This window comes from Nocardia sp. CA-128927 (assembly GCF_050955855.1).
Lineage (GTDB): Bacteria > Actinomycetota > Actinomycetes > Mycobacteriales > Mycobacteriaceae > Nocardia.
The window spans coordinates 5391869-5406457 of the sequence record NZ_CP192087.1; the positions used below are offsets into that span (position 1 = coordinate 5391869).

At 67.0% G+C, this 14589-nt stretch carries 13 protein-coding genes; 5 read left to right on the plus strand and 8 right to left on the minus strand.

Going from position 1 to position 14589, the window contains the following annotated elements; genetic code table 11:
• Position 1 precedes the first annotated feature (1 nt).
• From ACQPW1_RS25315 to ACQPW1_RS25350, 8 genes are all read right to left on the minus strand, one after another.
• A complete protein-coding gene (locus tag ACQPW1_RS25315; protein WP_433653985.1) occupies positions 2-2485 on the minus strand; it encodes an NADH-quinone oxidoreductase subunit G in 2484 nt (827 codons plus the stop codon).
• Positions 2482-3846, minus strand: coding sequence for an NADH-quinone oxidoreductase subunit NuoF (gene nuoF, locus ACQPW1_RS25320; protein WP_433653986.1), 1365 nt, complete (start codon positions 3844-3846; stop codon positions 2482-2484). Before nuoF ends, ACQPW1_RS25315 begins: the two co-directional genes overlap by 4 nt.
• Positions 3843-4559: an NADH-quinone oxidoreductase subunit NuoE gene (gene nuoE / locus ACQPW1_RS25325; protein WP_433653987.1), complete on the minus strand. Its 717-nt coding sequence runs from the start codon at positions 4557-4559 to the stop codon at positions 3843-3845. The genes nuoF and nuoE overlap by 4 nt, the downstream gene beginning before the upstream one ends.
• Positions 4556-5890 carry an NADH dehydrogenase (quinone) subunit D gene (gene nuoD, locus ACQPW1_RS25330; RefSeq protein WP_433653989.1) on the minus strand — a complete coding sequence of 445 codons (1335 nt, stop codon included), beginning with the start codon at positions 5888-5890 and terminating at the stop codon, positions 4556-4558. The genes nuoE and nuoD overlap by 4 nt, the downstream gene beginning before the upstream one ends.
• Positions 5890-6663 (minus strand): NADH-quinone oxidoreductase subunit C, encoded by a 774-nt coding sequence (locus ACQPW1_RS25335; protein WP_433653990.1) that lies wholly within the window; start codon positions 6661-6663, stop codon positions 5890-5892. Before ACQPW1_RS25335 ends, nuoD begins: the two co-directional genes overlap by 1 nt.
• Positions 6660-7214: a NuoB/complex I 20 kDa subunit family protein gene (locus ACQPW1_RS25340; protein WP_396970174.1), complete on the minus strand. Its 555-nt coding sequence runs from the start codon at positions 7212-7214 to the stop codon at positions 6660-6662. Before ACQPW1_RS25340 ends, ACQPW1_RS25335 begins: the two co-directional genes overlap by 4 nt.
• Positions 7215-7264: 50 nt before the next feature.
• Positions 7265-7633 (minus strand): NADH-quinone oxidoreductase subunit A, encoded by a 369-nt coding sequence (locus ACQPW1_RS25345; protein ID WP_433665332.1) that lies wholly within the window; start codon positions 7631-7633, stop codon positions 7265-7267.
• A gap of 552 nt (positions 7634-8185) precedes the next feature.
• Positions 8186-8596, minus strand: a complete 411-nt coding sequence (locus ACQPW1_RS25350) for an Rv3143 family two-component system response regulator (protein WP_433653991.1) — start codon at positions 8594-8596, stop codon at positions 8186-8188.
• 185 nt (positions 8597-8781) lie between these two features.
• Between ACQPW1_RS25350 and ACQPW1_RS25355 the strand changes: the two genes are divergently transcribed.
• The 5 genes from ACQPW1_RS25355 (at position 8782) to ACQPW1_RS25375 (ending at position 14503) form a co-directional block, all read left to right on the plus strand.
• Positions 8782-10323, plus strand: a complete 1542-nt coding sequence (locus ACQPW1_RS25355; RefSeq protein WP_433653993.1) for a hypothetical protein — start codon at positions 8782-8784, stop codon at positions 10321-10323.
• Positions 10324-10327: 4 nt separating this feature from the next.
• Positions 10328-10771, plus strand: a complete 444-nt coding sequence (locus ACQPW1_RS25360) for a hypothetical protein (RefSeq protein ID WP_433653994.1) — start codon at positions 10328-10330, stop codon at positions 10769-10771.
• Positions 10768-12858 (plus strand): FHA domain-containing protein, encoded by a 2091-nt coding sequence (locus ACQPW1_RS25365; protein WP_433653996.1) that lies wholly within the window; start codon positions 10768-10770, stop codon positions 12856-12858. The genes ACQPW1_RS25360 and ACQPW1_RS25365 overlap by 4 nt, the downstream gene beginning before the upstream one ends.
• Positions 12859-13171: 313 nt before the next feature.
• Entirely contained in the window at positions 13172-13522 is a 351-nt protein-coding gene (locus tag ACQPW1_RS25370; protein WP_433653997.1) for a PadR family transcriptional regulator, read from the plus strand.
• Between the two features lie 9 nt (positions 13523-13531).
• Positions 13532-14503 carry an HAAS signaling domain-containing protein gene (locus ACQPW1_RS25375; RefSeq protein ID WP_433653998.1) on the plus strand — a complete coding sequence of 324 codons (972 nt, stop codon included), beginning with the start codon at positions 13532-13534 and terminating at the stop codon, positions 14501-14503.
• The last annotated feature ends 86 nt before the right edge of the window (positions 14504-14589 follow it).

Below are 14589 nucleotides of genomic sequence, written 5' to 3' on the forward strand. Positions count from 1 at the left end.
CTCACTCATGCCTGTGCTCCTTCATCCGCTCGTCGGCCCGCCGCAACTGCACGATGCCGCCGGGCTGGGTGGCCAACTGTTCGGCGATCGAGCTGCCCGGTGAGTGCTGCGGCAGCCAGACCACCCGGTCGGGCAGGTCGGTGATCACCAGCGGCAGTGTGACGGTGCCGTGTTCGCTGGCGACGGTGACCAGATCGTCTGTCGCGGCGCCGATTTCGGCGGCGGTCGCGGGGGACAGCCGGGCCACCGGGGTGCGGGCGATGCCCGCCAGGTTGGGTTCGCCCTCCTGCAGGCGGCCCAGGTCGAGCAGCATCCGCCAGCTGGCCAGCACTGCGGTGCCGGGTCCGGGCTGGGTCAGTGGATGCGGCCGGTGCGCGGGTGGCGCGACCGGCGCGCCGTCCCAGGCGCCGAGTTCGGTGAGTTCGGCGCGGGCCGCGTCGGTGTCGGGCAGGCCGAGGCGCACCTTCATCTCGTCGGCAATCGCTTGCAGCACACGCTGATCCGACAGCGGGGCGGACTGGCGGCGCACCATGTCGTCGCCCAGTGCGGCGGCGAACGGACGCGGCCTGCCCTCCCAGTTGCGGAAGGTGCCGGACTTCTCCATGGCGGTGGCGACCGGGAACACGACGTCGGCGCGATCGGTGACCGCGCTGTGGCGCTGTTCCAGGCTGACGACGAATCGTGCGGCATCGATGGCGGCCAGCGCACCGCTCGGGTCCGGCAGGTCGGTGACGTCGACGCCACCGACCACCAGTGCACCGAGACCGGGCGCGGCTTCCAGGATGGCGGCGGTGTCGCGACCGGCGGTAACCGGCAGGTCCGGCACATTCCATACGGACCGAACCTGTTGGCGGGCTTGCGGATCCGCTACCGGACGACCGCCGGGCAGCAGGCCCGGCAGTGCACCGGCCTCGACCGCACCGCGTTCACCCGCGCGACGCGGCACCCATGCGAGCGCGGCACCGGTCTCGTCGGCAAGCCGGACGGCGGCGGACAGCGCACCGGGGATTCCGGCCATCCGCTCGCCGACCATGATCACCGCGCCGGGTTCGCGCAGCAGTCGCGTCACGTCGGCGATCTGCGTGGGATCGGCTCCCGGCGTTGCGGTTTCGCCCGAGCGGACCGCTTCGAGCAGATGTGGTTCGGCGCCGGGCATCGCCTGCATCAGCTTGCCCGACATCCGATCCAGGCCGCGCGAGGAGTATGGGGCCATCGAGTAGATCGGCAGCCGACGCTTGCGTGCGGCCTTGCGCAGTCGCAGGTAGACGATCGGCGACTCTTCCTCCGGCTCGAATCCGACGAGCAGGACGATCGGCGCGGTCTCCAGGTTGTCGTAGCTGACCGCCATGCCCTGGCCCGCGACGCGCGCGGCGAGGAAGTCGGCCTCCTCGGCCGAGTGCGCCCTGGCGCGGAAGTCGACATCGTTGGTGCCCAAGGCGATTCGCGCGAACTTGGCGTAGGTGTAAGCGTCCTCTTCGGTGACGCGACCACCCACCAGCACACCCGCGCTACCGAACGCGGCAGCCAAACCCTCCGCGGCCGCGGCGAGCGCCTCGGACCAGGAGGCGGGTGCGAGGTTGCCGTCCCAGCCGCGAACCAGCGGCGTGGTGAGCCGGTCACGTTCGGTCGCGTAGGCGAATGCCCAGCGGCCCTTGTCGCAGTTCCATTCCTCGTTGACCTGCGGGTCGTCTCCGGCCAATCGGCGCAGCACCTTGCCGCGGCGGTGGTCGGTGCGCTGCGCGCAACCGGATGCGCAGTGCTCGCACACATTCGGGCTCGACACCAGGTCGAACGGGCGGGCGCGGAACCGGTAGCTGGTGCCGGTCAGCGCGCCGACCGGGCAGACCTGCACGGTGTTGCCGGAGAAGTAGGAATCCAGCGGTTCGGCCTGTGCGGTGCCGACCTGTTGCAGCGCACCACGTTCCAGCAGTTCGATGAACGGGTCACCGGCGACCTGCTGGGAGAAGCGGGTGCAGCGCGCGCACAGCACGCAGCGTTCCCGGTCCAGCAGCACCGCGGTGGACAGCGGAATAGGCTTGGGATAGGTGCGCTTCTCGCCCTCGAACCGGGTTTCGGCGCGACCGGTGGACATCGCCTGGTTCTGCAGCGGGCATTCACCGCCCTTGTCGCACACCGGGCAGTCGAGCGGGTGGTTGATGAGCAGCAGCTCCATCACACCCTCTTGCGCCTTGTCGGCCACCGGGGAGGTGAGCTGGGTGCGCACCACCATGCCGTCGGTGACGGTCATGGTGCACGAGGCAACCGGCTTGCGCTGGCCCTCGACCTCGACGATGCACTGGCGGCAGGCGCCGACCGGGTCGAGCAGTGGGTGATCGCAGAAGCGCGGGATCTGGATGCCGATCAGCTCGGCGGCCCGGATCACCAGCGTGCCCGCGGGCACGCTTACGGTGGTGTCATCGATGGTGACGGTCACCAGATCCGCGGGGACGACCCCGCTGGTATTGGCATTCACAGTGGCAGTCATCGCACTCCTTCCGTGTGTGCTGCGGCCTGATCGCGCGAATGCGGCACGGCCCCAACGCCGTTCGACCACGCGGTGGACCGAGCCGGATCGAACGGGCAGCCGCCGCTGGTGACGTGTTCGATGTACTCGTCGCGGAAGTACTTCAGCGACGAGATGATCGGGCTCGCCGCGCCGTCGCCGAGGGCGCAGAACGACTTGCCGTTGATGGTGTCGCTGATATCGAGCAGCTTGTCCAGATCGGACTCGGTGCCCCGGCCCGACTCGATCCGCTGCAGCAGCTGGACGAGCCAGTAAGTGCCTTCCCGGCACGGGGTGCACTTGCCGCAGGACTCGTGCATGTAGAACTCGGTCCAGCGCAGCACCGCGCGCACCACACAGGTGGTGTCGTCGAAGATCTGTAATGCCTTGGTGCCCAACATGGATCCGGCCGTCGCGACACCCTCGTAGTCGAGCGGCACATCCAGATGCGCATCGGTGAACAGCGGCGTGGACGAACCACCCGGCGTCCAGAACTTCACCGTGTGCCCCTCACGCACGCCACCGGCATAGCCCAGCAGTTCGCGCAGCGTGACACCGAGCGGTGCCTCGTACTGGCCGGGCCGGTTCACGTGACCCGACAGCGAGTACAGCGTGAACCCGGGGGACTTCTCGCTGCCCATCGAACGGAACCAGGCGGTGCCGTTGAGGATGATCGGCGGCACGCTGGCAATGGATTCCACGTTGTTCACCACGGTCGGGCAGGCGTAGAGACCCGCGATGGCAGGGAACGGCGGACGCAGTCGCGGCTGACCGCGTCGGCCTTCCAGGGAATCCAGCAGCGCGGTTTCCTCGCCACAGATGTAGGCACCGGCTCCGGCGTGCACGATGAGTTCGAGGTCGTAACCGGAACCGAGGATGTTGCGCCCCAGGAAACCGGCCTCGTAGGCCTGCGCGACGGCGGCTTGCAGTCGGCGCAGCACCGGCACCACTTCACCGCGCACGTAGATGAACGCGTGCGCGGCGCGGATGGCGTAGGAGCCGATGATGATGCCCTCGATGAGCGTGTGCGGGCTCGACAGCATCAGCGGAATGTCTTTGCACGTACCGGGTTCGGACTCGTCGGCGTTGACCACCATGTAGTGCGGCTTGCTCACGCCGTCGGGTCCGGCGCCCTGCGGGATGAAGCTCCACTTCATGCCCGTCGGGAAGCCCGCACCGCCGCGGCCGCGCAGTCCGGCGTCCTTGACGGTCTGGATGACCTGGTCCGGCTCCATGGCCAGCGCCTTGCGCAGCGCCCGGTAGCCGTCGTGGCGGCGGTAGGTGTCCATCGTCCACGACTGCGGGTCATCCCAGTATTTGCTGAGTACGGGGGTCAGCGTCATTTAGCGCCCTCCGAATTCTGTTGCGGCCCAGGAGCGCTCATGTTCTGCTCGCGCGCGACCTCGAGACCGGCCAGCGTGGCTGCCCCGGCCGCGTGATCGAGGACGCCGGGGCGCTCGTCCGGGAAACCGGCCAGGATGCGCGCGGTCTCCTTGAACGTGCACAGCGGCGCGCCACGAGTGGGCGTCACCTGCTGACCCGCGCGCAGCGAATCCACCAGGGCCTGAGCCGATTCCGGGGTCTGGTTGTCGAAGAACTCCCAGTTGACCATGATCACCGGCGCGAAATCGCAGGCCGCGTTGCACTCGACGTGCTCGAGGGTGATCTTCCCGTCCGCGGTGGTGTCGCCGTGGCCGATGCCGAGATGGCGTTCCAGCTGGGCGAGGATGGCGTCGCCACCCATCACCGCGCACAGCGTGTTGGTGCACACGCCGACGTGGTAGTCGCCGGTCGGGGTGCGCCGGTACATCGAGTAGAAGGTGGCCACCGCGGTGACCTCGGCGCCGGTCAAGCCCAGCTGGTCGGCACAGAAGTCGATGCCGGTGCCGGTGACGCAACCCTCTTCGGCCTGCACCAGGTGCAGCAGCGGCAGCAGCGCCGACCGCGGCTCCGGGTAGCGGCCGATGATCTCCTTGGCGTCCAGCTCGAGCCGTTGCCGCACGAACGGCTGGAACGGCTCCGGACGGGTGCTCAGCTTCAACATGATTTCGGTCATCGGTCCACTCCGCCCATTACCGGGTCGATGCTGGCGACCGCGGCGATGACGTCGGCGACCATGCCGCCCTCGCAAGTAGCCGCCACCGCTTGCAGATTGGTGAACGAGGGGTCGCGGTAGTGCACCCGGTAGGGCCGGGTGCCGCCGTCGCTGACCATGTGCACACCCAGTTCGCCGCGCGGCGACTCGACGGCGGTGTACACCTGACCGGCCGGCACCCGGATGCCCTCGGTGACCAGCTTGAAGTGGTGGATGAGGCCCTCCATGGACGTGCCCATGATCTTGCCGATGTGCTTGGGGGAGTTGCCGAGTCCGTCCGGGCCGATCTCCAGGTCGGCGGGCCAGGCGATCTTCTTGTCGTCGACCATCACCGGGCCGGGACGCAGCTTGTCCAGGCACTGCTCGACGATCTTGAGCGATTCCTTCATCTCGTCCACCCGGATCACGTAGCGGCCGTAGCAGTCACAGCCCGTGGTGGTGGGGATGTCGAATTCGTAGTTCTCGTAACCGCAGTACGGCTGCGCCTTGCGCAGATCGTGCGGCAGCCCCGTCGCACGCAGCACCGGGCCGGTGATCCCGAGGGCCATGCAGCCCTGCAGGTTCAGGTAGCCGATGTTCTGCGTGCGAGCCTTCCAGATCGGGTTCGAGGTGAGCAGCTGCTCCATGTCCTTGAGCCGCTTCGGCATCAGGGCAAGCAGCTCACGGACTTTCGCGACGCCGTCGTCGGGCAGATCCTGGGCCAGGCCGCCCGGCCGGATGTAGGCGTGGTTCATCCGCAAGCCGGTGATGGTCTCGAACACGTCGAGGATCAGCTCGCGTTCGCGGAAGCCGAACAACATCGGGGTGAGCGCGCCGAGCTCCATGCCGCCGGTGGCCAGCGCCACCAGGTGCGAGGAGATCCGGTTCAGCTCCATCAGCATGACCCGAATGATGCTGACGCGCTCCGGGATTGCGTCGGTGATGTCGAGCAGCTTCTCCACGCCGAGGCAGTACGCCGTCTCGTTGAAGAACGGCGACAGGTAGTCCATCCGGGTGACGAAGGTGACGCCCTGGGTCCAGTTGCGGAATTCCAGGTTCTTCTCGATGCCGGTGTGCAGGTAGCCGATGCCGCAGCGGGCCTCGGTGACCGTCTCGCCCTCGATCTCGAGGATGAGCCGCAGCACGCCGTGCGTGGACGGGTGCTGCGGGCCCATGTTGACGACGATGCGTTCTTCACCGGCGCCGCGCAGCGAGTCGGAGACTTCTTCCCAGTCCTGACCGGCGACGGTGACAACAGTCGGTTCCGGCCCAGCGTCGCCTGCGACGTCGGGCCGGGTGTCGGTTTCGTTCATTAGTTGTACGCCCTCCGCTCGTCGGGCGGCGGTATCCGCGCGCCCTTGTACTCGACCGGGATCCCGCCCAGCGGGTAGTCCTTGCGCTGGGGGTGACCGCGCCAGTCGTCGGGCATCAGGATTCGAGTGAGCGAGGGGTGCCCGTCGAAGATGATGCCGAAGAAGTCGTAGGTTTCCCGCTCGTGCCAGTCGGTGGTCGGGTACACCCCGAACAGCGACGGAATGTGCGGGTCGGTGTCGGGAGTGGACACCTCGACGCGCAGCCGCCGGTTGTGCGTGATCGACATGAGCGGATACACCGCGTGCAGTTCGCGGCCCGCGTCGTCGGGGTAGTGCACGCCGCTGACGCCGAGGCTCAGCTCGAAACGCAGTGCGGGATGGTCACGCAACACCTGGGCGACCGCCACCAGGTGCTCGCGGTGCACGTGCAGGGTGAGTTCGCCGCCGAACACGACGATCTTCTCCAGCGCGGTCTCCAGCCGGGTGCCTGCCGCGCCGAGCGCGGTGCGCAGGGCGTCGACGACCTCGTCGAAGTAGCCGCCGTACGGCGTCGGCGTGCTGCCGGTCAGGCTGACCGGCCGGACCAGGCCACCGTAGCCGGAGGTGTCGCCGGAGCCGGTAACGCCGAACATGCCGTGCCGCACGCCGATCACCTCGGCGCCGGACGCCTGCTGGTCGTCCTCGGTGGGCAGCGTGCCTTCCGGGCCCGCCGTGGCGCCCGCGTCGGTTTCGTCGTGCGCGGTGGTGGTGTTGTCGGACGAATCGAACGTCATCGCAGCAGACCCTCCATCCGGATGGTCGGGGTCGAGGCCAGCGCCGCCGCCTCGGCGGCCTTGATGGCCTCTTCGCGATTGACGCCCAGTGGCGTCTCCTGAATCTTGGCGTGCAGGGCCAGGATCGCGTTCAACAGCATCTCCGGCCGCGGCGGGCAGCCGGGCAGGTAGATGTCGACCGGAACGACGTGGTCGACGCCCTGCACGATGGCGTAGTTGTTGAACATGCCGCCCGAGGACGCGCACACGCCCATGGCGAGCACCCATTTCGGTTCGGTCATCTGGTCGTAGACCTGACGCAGCACCGGGGCCATCTTCTGGCTGACCCGCCCGGCGACGATCATCAGATCGGCCTGCCGCGGCGAGGCGCGGAACGCCTCCATGCCGAAGCGGGCAATATCGAAACGGCCACCGCCCGTTGCCATCATCTCGATGGCGCAGCAGGCGAGGCCGAAGGTGGCGGGCCACAACGAGCCCTTACGCATGAACCCGGCAAAGTCCTCGACAGTGCTCAGCAGGAATCCGCTGGGCAGTTTTTCCTCTAACCCCATATCCGACTAACCTTCACTTCCACTCGTCGCCCGAACACGTTGCGCGGCAATCACTCCCAGCTGAGCCCGCCGCGTCGCCATTCGTAGGCGTAGGCCACGGAGACGTTGAAGATGAACAACGCCATCGCGGCAAGACCGAAGAGACCGAGCGCATCGAAGTGGACTGCCCACGGGTAGAGGAACACGATCTCGATGTCGAAGATGATGAACAGCATGGCGGTGAGGTAGTACTTCACCGGAAAGCGTTGGCCCGTCACGTTTCCCGGGCCGCCGGCGATGGCGTGCGGGGTCGGTTCGATGCCGCATTCGTACGCCTCGAGCTTGGCTCGGTTGTACCGCTTGGGGCCGACGAGGGCCGCCATGATGATGGAGAACACCGCGAACGCCGCGGCGATCGCGCCTAAAACCAGAGTGGGCATCTCGATATTCACGACTGCGCTCTCCCTCTAATCTGCGCAAGCCCCTCCTTGCGAGCTGGAGCCTGCGGGTGGGTCGTCCGTTGCCGGACGGCAGCTTCCGAGGCGGGCTGACGTCGTTGTCCGCCTCGGCCAGACACGCCCCATGGCCTGCTCGACGCGGGTGGGGCTGGTACCCGCGCTGGTGTGAGCTAGGGCACAGCCTACAACTGATCGCTCTTAGTGCTGCACGTTCGGCTGCTGCGTTTAATCGAATTCACGACGTCGATTCATGACTGAAACGGGGGTAATCCGGGGTGTTGTCACGTGACGTTGGCTGACCGGTCAGTCTGTGCTGCGAAAACGGCCGTGTTGCTGAGGTTTTCGGGGCTTCTTCCGGTCTGCCATCCCGGTCACCGATGGGCTCGAGTCGTCATGTCGGAGCGGTTGACTCACGACTCGAGCCCGGGAGGTTTGGGCGGGTTTGTCCGAATCGACGAAAGTGCAGCGCCTGCAGGTGAAGAACGAACTATTGATGCACACTCTGCATAATTGAGTGTGGCAAACGGGGACGGTTCAGGCTGCCGAACGGTTGCGCAGCAAGCCGACCACAGCCTCGGTCAACCGGATCGGATCGATCGGATGCGACACCGCCGCCTCCGCGCGCGACCAGTTGGCCAGCCAGGCGTCGTCCGGGCGTCCGGTGAGCACGAGCACCGGTGGGCAGTGCTCGATTTCGTCCTTGAGTTGCTTGGCGATGCCCAGCCCGCCGATCGGCGCCGACTCACCGTCGAGGATGAGCAGGTCGATGCCGCCCGCGTCCATCCGCTCGATCACCACGGGGCCGGTGGCCACTTCGAGGTAGTCGAGGGTAGGTAGTTCGGGGTGCGGGTGTTTGCCCAGTGCCAGGATCACCTGGCGCCGGGTGTCGGCGTCGTTGCTGTAAACGAGTACCCGCAGAGGGGTGGAACGAGTCGAGTCGGCCACCAGCGCATGCTACGTCCGCGACGGTCTCGTCCGTGGCATGTTGGGGTAGATCGGCCTCCGCGCGTCGCGCCGGGCAGGTAGGTTCCCGCGCGTCGCGGCGATGGTCGCCGCGCGTCACCGGGAATGCTTGCCGCTGAAGGAACATCGCAAGTTATCCGTAAGAATCGGCCGGTAGAGTCCCCGCAATGCGGGGCGATCTAACCCAGGCCCTCGTCGATACCGACGTGTGGACCGATGAAATGCTGGACAGCACCGGGATTCCGGTGATCGATGTGCCGTTCGTGACGATCGGCAGTGGGATCGGGTCGTTCGTCACCTACGACACGTTGCGGATCTTCGGGGTGCCCGCGCAGGCGATGGCCGTGCTCGGGCCACAGGAGTACCCGTGGTCATCCTATGAGTACCTGACGCGGGTGTCGCAGATTCCGCGCGGTGAGCGGTTGCGCAGCGACTCGGCTTCGGAGCCGGACAACATGTGGGGCTTCCCGTCGTATGCGGTGCGCGAGGCGATCGCGGACAAGTCAATCAAGCCGCTGTGGAATGTCTTCGTGGAGCCGATCTTCGCGAACTACTACACGCCGCGGGCGGGGCAGGCGTTCGTCGGGATGGAACGCGAGTTCCGGCGCATCGACTACGCGAAATCGTTGCATCGTGGGCAAGTGCGCATGGCGCGCAAGCGTCACGGTGGCGGCTACTTCACGATTCTCACCCCGGCCGCGGGGTCGACGCCGACCAAGCGGGTGGCGTTTCGCAGCACGTATGTGCATGTGGCCGTGGGGTATCCAGGGCTGAAGCTGCTGCCGGATCTACAGGAGTATCGAGAGACGCATCGCGATCCGACGCGGGTGGTGAACGCCTACGAGCCGCACGAGCACGTCTATCAGGCGTTGCAGCGCAGGCCGGGGACGGTGCTGATCCGGGGTAGCGGGATCGTGGCGAGCCGGGTGTTGCAGCGGCTCATCGACGATCGGGACAGGTTGCAGCTGAACACGCAGATCCTGCATCTGTTCCGCACCTATATCGCCAAGGCGCACGGCAAGAACATGTTCAACCGGCGCAAGGGCGCCGACGGCTGGGCGTATCAAGGGTTCAACTATCCGAAGTCGGTGTGGGGCGGACAGCTCAAGCAGAAGATGCGTTCGCTGCAAGGTGAGCAGCGGGCCGAGGCGTACAAGGAGATCTCGGGGACCAATACGCCGATCCGCTACTCGTGGCAGGAGCAGTTGAAGCGCGGACGCAAGCAGGGCTGGTATCAGGTGATGGCCGGGACCATGCGGGCGCCGCGGCCCGCCGAGGGACGACAAGGCGTGGTCGCCACCATCATTCCCGACCCCACCGCAGAGTTGCCGACCCCACCGCCTACGCAGCCGTTCGATACGACAGTGGATTACATCATTGACTGCACCGGGCTCGAGGCCGATATCCGGGAGCATCGGTTGCTGGCCGATCTGCTCGATCACGCAGGGGCCGGGCGTAATCCGGTGGGACGGCTCGACGTGGACACCACCTTCGAGTTGATCGGCACCCGAAGTGGCACAGGACGCATCTATGCATCCGGTAGCGCGACACTCGGCGGGCCGTTCGTCGGGGTCGACACCTTCCTCGGTCTGCAGATCGCCGCGCAGGAGATCGCGGACGATCTTGCGGCGCTGGGGTTCTGCCGTCGGATGGGTCCACTGCGCTCGACGAGCCAGTGGTGGTCATGGGTCATGAACAAGAAGATCTGAGCTGATGCTTCCAACTTTGAACGGGCGAATTCAGACCCGTGTCCTTGCGCTGAGCGTGATCGGGTTCTTCGTCGCGCTGATCATCACGCCGTTGCTGCCGACGGGATCGCTGAGTCTCGGGCAGGCCTACCGCGTCACGTTGCCGATCCTGCTCGCCACCGTTCTGGTCGGGGTGCTGTGGGAGTTGCTCTACCATTTCTTACAGCAGTTCCGCTGGGAAAAGGATTGGCCGACCTTGTTCGGCTTTCTGACCATGGTCAACGAGGGGGCGCTCATGTGGGTGCTCGTGCGGTACACGACCGTCGTGTTGCCTGAGTCGCTGCATCCGTCGCTGACCGCGTTCTTGATTCAGTTCATCGTCACCTGGATTGTGTTCTGGCTCATCGTCAATGGGCCCATGCGGGTTGTGTTTCATCGGTGGCGGTTTCAGGGTGGCAGGTTCTTGTGAGTACACAGATCGAAGTTCTTCCCGGCGGTCACCTGGTGGCCGGCGCCGGAGGTGTTGTCGTCGTGGTCGCGCATCGCGTCCAGGGCGCGGTGACCGCGGATTCGGTAGCGGCGCGGGCAATGACGGAGCTGCTCGGGATCGTGCGGCAAGCGAGTTCGCAGGAGCCGCGGCGGCGCGGGCGGACGGTGGCGCGGATGGCCACGAATTGGTTGATGGGGTTGGAGAACGGGGATGAGGACGAGGTCGAGTTCGGGGTGATCACGCCGGGGGACGGTGGGATCGCGGTGTTCCTGCATGGTGGGGTGACGGCGGTGTTGGCCGGGGCGGAGCGGTCGGAGATCTTGCGGGGGCGGGAGGCGGGGTTCACTATCGACCGGGTGGTGACGCCTGCGCCGGGGATCGGGGCCGGGTTGTTCGTGGACGAGGTGGGGCGCGAGGGTGAGATGTTGCCTGCGCGTGGGGTTTTCGCGTTGGGAGAGGGTACGGCGCCGGGGGCGGGTGCGGTGCTGTGGTTGTCCGCGGCTGGCGATGATGCTGCCGCGGAAGTTCCGCATAGCTGGTTCGAACCTCGGCATGGCGCGGAGCAGCAAGATGTGCGGCGGGTGGCCGAGCCCTACCCTGTGTCTGAGCCGCAGCGTGTATACGACCCGCAGCCAGTGTCCGAGCACCGAGATGTGTTCGAGCCGCAGCGCGTATCCGAGCACCACGATGGCCCCGCGCCGCAAGGTGGGTCGGAGCCGCACCACATGCCCGAGCCGGAGCGGCTGCCGGATCTGCGGAAGCGAGACGAATCTCTGGATGCTTTGACGGAGAACTACAGCACGTCGCCGATTTCGCGAGAGGCCCCTGCGGCGTCGACCGGTGGCGAGCCGCGGCGCTATGGCGCGTCAGCGCACGCTGCGGTGGAGTCCTCGAGCGCGGCGCACTACCCCGGCGAGGCGATACCTGGGCCACTAGGCGAGGACTCGTCGCCCCGCGTAGGTGGGGCGTCGAGCGGGCGGCGCTTCCCTGGTCCGGCGAGTACCGAGTCGTCCTATGACGATTCGTCACCGCTTGCGGGAGAGCCCCCGAGTTCGCCACGGTTCCCTGGCGATCCCGTGTCGGGGAGCGCCGGTTCGGTCGGCGAAAGCTCGGCACCGCTCGCGGGGGAGCCGTCGAGTTGGTCGCGGGATGTGCCTGGGGGCACCGGGCCGATCGAAGGCTCGTCATCCATGAGCGGACCGTCGCCGCGTGTGCCGGTTACTCCGCCGCGTCCACAGCAGTCGTACCCCGCCGCTGATGCCGAGTGGTCCGACGACTCGTCGCCGGTGAGCGGGGCGCCGGACTCCTACGGCGCGAATGCCGAGTGGCCGAGCGAAGAATCGCCGTCCGTGAGTCCGGCGACACCGCATGTCGCGATGCCGAATCTGCAGAAGCCCGCAGGCACGGGGGAGTCGGAGAAGGTTGCGCAGGCGTACAGCGGCGAGCAGCCGGGCGTCGCGCAACACGACTCCGGGGCGCACGACCAGGTTCAGGATCCCGTCCGCAACATCGAGTTCGAAGAGACCATGGTGCCTGCCGAGACGATGGTGTCGCGCATCCTCGACCATGCCGCGCTGGAGTCGATCGATCCCGGTGTCGTGGTCAAGGGATTCAAATGCGCGCGTGACCATCTCAACGATCCGCGGGTGTCGTTCTGCGCGGTCTGCGGCATCCGAATGGACCAGCTGACCTGCGTGCTCACCGACGGCGTCCGCCCACCGCTCGGCCTGCTGCTACTCGACGACGGCACCTCGTTCGTCCTCGACAACGACTGCGTACTCGGCCGTGAACCCGAACACGCGGAGGCCGTCGCCCACGGTGCCCGCCCGGTCCGCCTGGAAGACCTCTCCGGCGGAATGTCGCGCGCCCACGCCGAGATTCGCCTCATCGACTGGGACGTCACCGTCGTAGACGGCGGCTCCACCAACGGCACCCACGTCCGCCAACCAGGCCACCAGGATTGGACCCGCGCCATCCCCGGCCACCCGGTGAAACTGACCCCCGGCGCCCAGGTCCAACTCGGCGGCCGAGTCGTCACCTTCGACTCCCAACACGGTCAGCTCTAACACCCGACTACAAGGCAAGATCTGCACCATCTCTCGGGATCTGCACTAGGGCCCAATTGCGAGTGCGGATCCCGAGTAAGAATGCGGATCCGGTCTCAACGATGCGGAAGGGCTCGATAGCGGCCGGGCGGTGCCCGCGTCCCAGTACACGGTTTCCAGGACGTGCTCGTGATGGGCTGCGCCGCAGCGCCGGGTGCGGGGTCTGGCACCCTTGGACTTCATCCGGGGTCGCCGCAGGCCGCCTCCGATGCTACGCCGGATAACAGCCCGTTATCCGGGGCATCTTCCGGGAACTACCGCTCGACGATACTGTGTGGCACACAGTATTGTGTTCGATGTGAGCCCGGAAGAGCTGATCCTCAACCAGACCCAGGAGTTGCGCCGTGGCACGGTCGTGCTGGCCTGCTTGGTGCTGCTCGAGGAGCCGCGGTACGGCTACGCGCTGCTGGAAACGCTCAATGAGGCGGGCATTCCGGTCGAGGGCAACACTCTGTATCCCTTGCTGCGCCGCTTGGACAAACAGGGCCTACTGACCAGCGAGTGGAACGTCGATGATTCGCGGCCTCGGAAGTTCTACCGGGTGAACTCCGAGGGCACGCGGGTACGTGAGGGGCTGACGTCGGAATGGCAGGCCCTCGTCGCCTCGATCTCGCGACTGATCTAGGGGGAATTGATGAGCAAAAGCTCGCTGACAGAGCGTTACGTGCATGAGGTCATCCGTCGGCTTCCGGCCGAGCAACGCGGCGACATCGCCGAGGAGCTGCGTGTCACCATCGCCGACATGGTCGAGGCACGCGGCGCGTCCGGCCCGAGCGCCGCCGAGCGCGAGGTGCTCGTCGAGATGGGCGACCCGGGCCCGCTCGCCGCGCGTTTCGCGGACCGGCCGCTCGTACTGATCGGCCCCGAACTCTACCCGCGCTACATGCGGTTGATGAAGCTCCTGCTCGCGACGGTCCTGCCGCTGGTGGTGGCGCTGTTCGTCGCCCTGGACGTGGTGGACGGCAAAAGTCTCCGCCAGCTGGTGCTCACCGCGGCCACGGTGGCGGTGTCCGCAGCCGCCCAGATGATCGCCTGGCCCACGGTGGCGTTCGCGGTGGCCCAGCGCACCCGGTACCGCAATGGGACGGTCGTCGGCGGTGACACCTGGACGCCCGAGGACCTGCCGGACGAAGCGCCCGACCCGCAGCAGGCGGATCGGCGCGGCTACTTCGCGTTCGGCTCGGCGATGTGGTCAGCGCTGCTGCTCGGCGTGATCGTCTGGCAGCACATCGCCATGCCCTACCGGCTTCACGGCGCGGACGGGAGCGTCCGGCACATGCAGGTGCTCGAGCCCTCGCTGTGGAACGGGTGGATCTGGCCAGTGGTGATCGGCCTGGGCATGCTCGTGGCTCTCGACCTGATCCGAGTCGCGGCCGGCGACTGGACGCCCCTGCAGGCGGGTTGGTACGCGCTCGGGCACGCGCTGTTCGCCCTGCCGCTGGCCTGGATCCTCTACCGGCACATGCTGTTCGACCCGATCGTCCTAGACGACTTCAACGGCTCGCTGCACACCCCGGACGCCTTCTACACCCTGACAGGCGCCGTCGTCCTGCTGTCCAGCGGACACGAGGTGTTCCGGTGTTTCCGCGACGCGCGCCACCCCTGAGCTCGAGAACTGAGCCCGGATGGCCTGCGGTCGCGGGCCAGCCAGGCGGGTGAGTCGTTCATGAGTCGTATGTAGAAGCGTCCGTT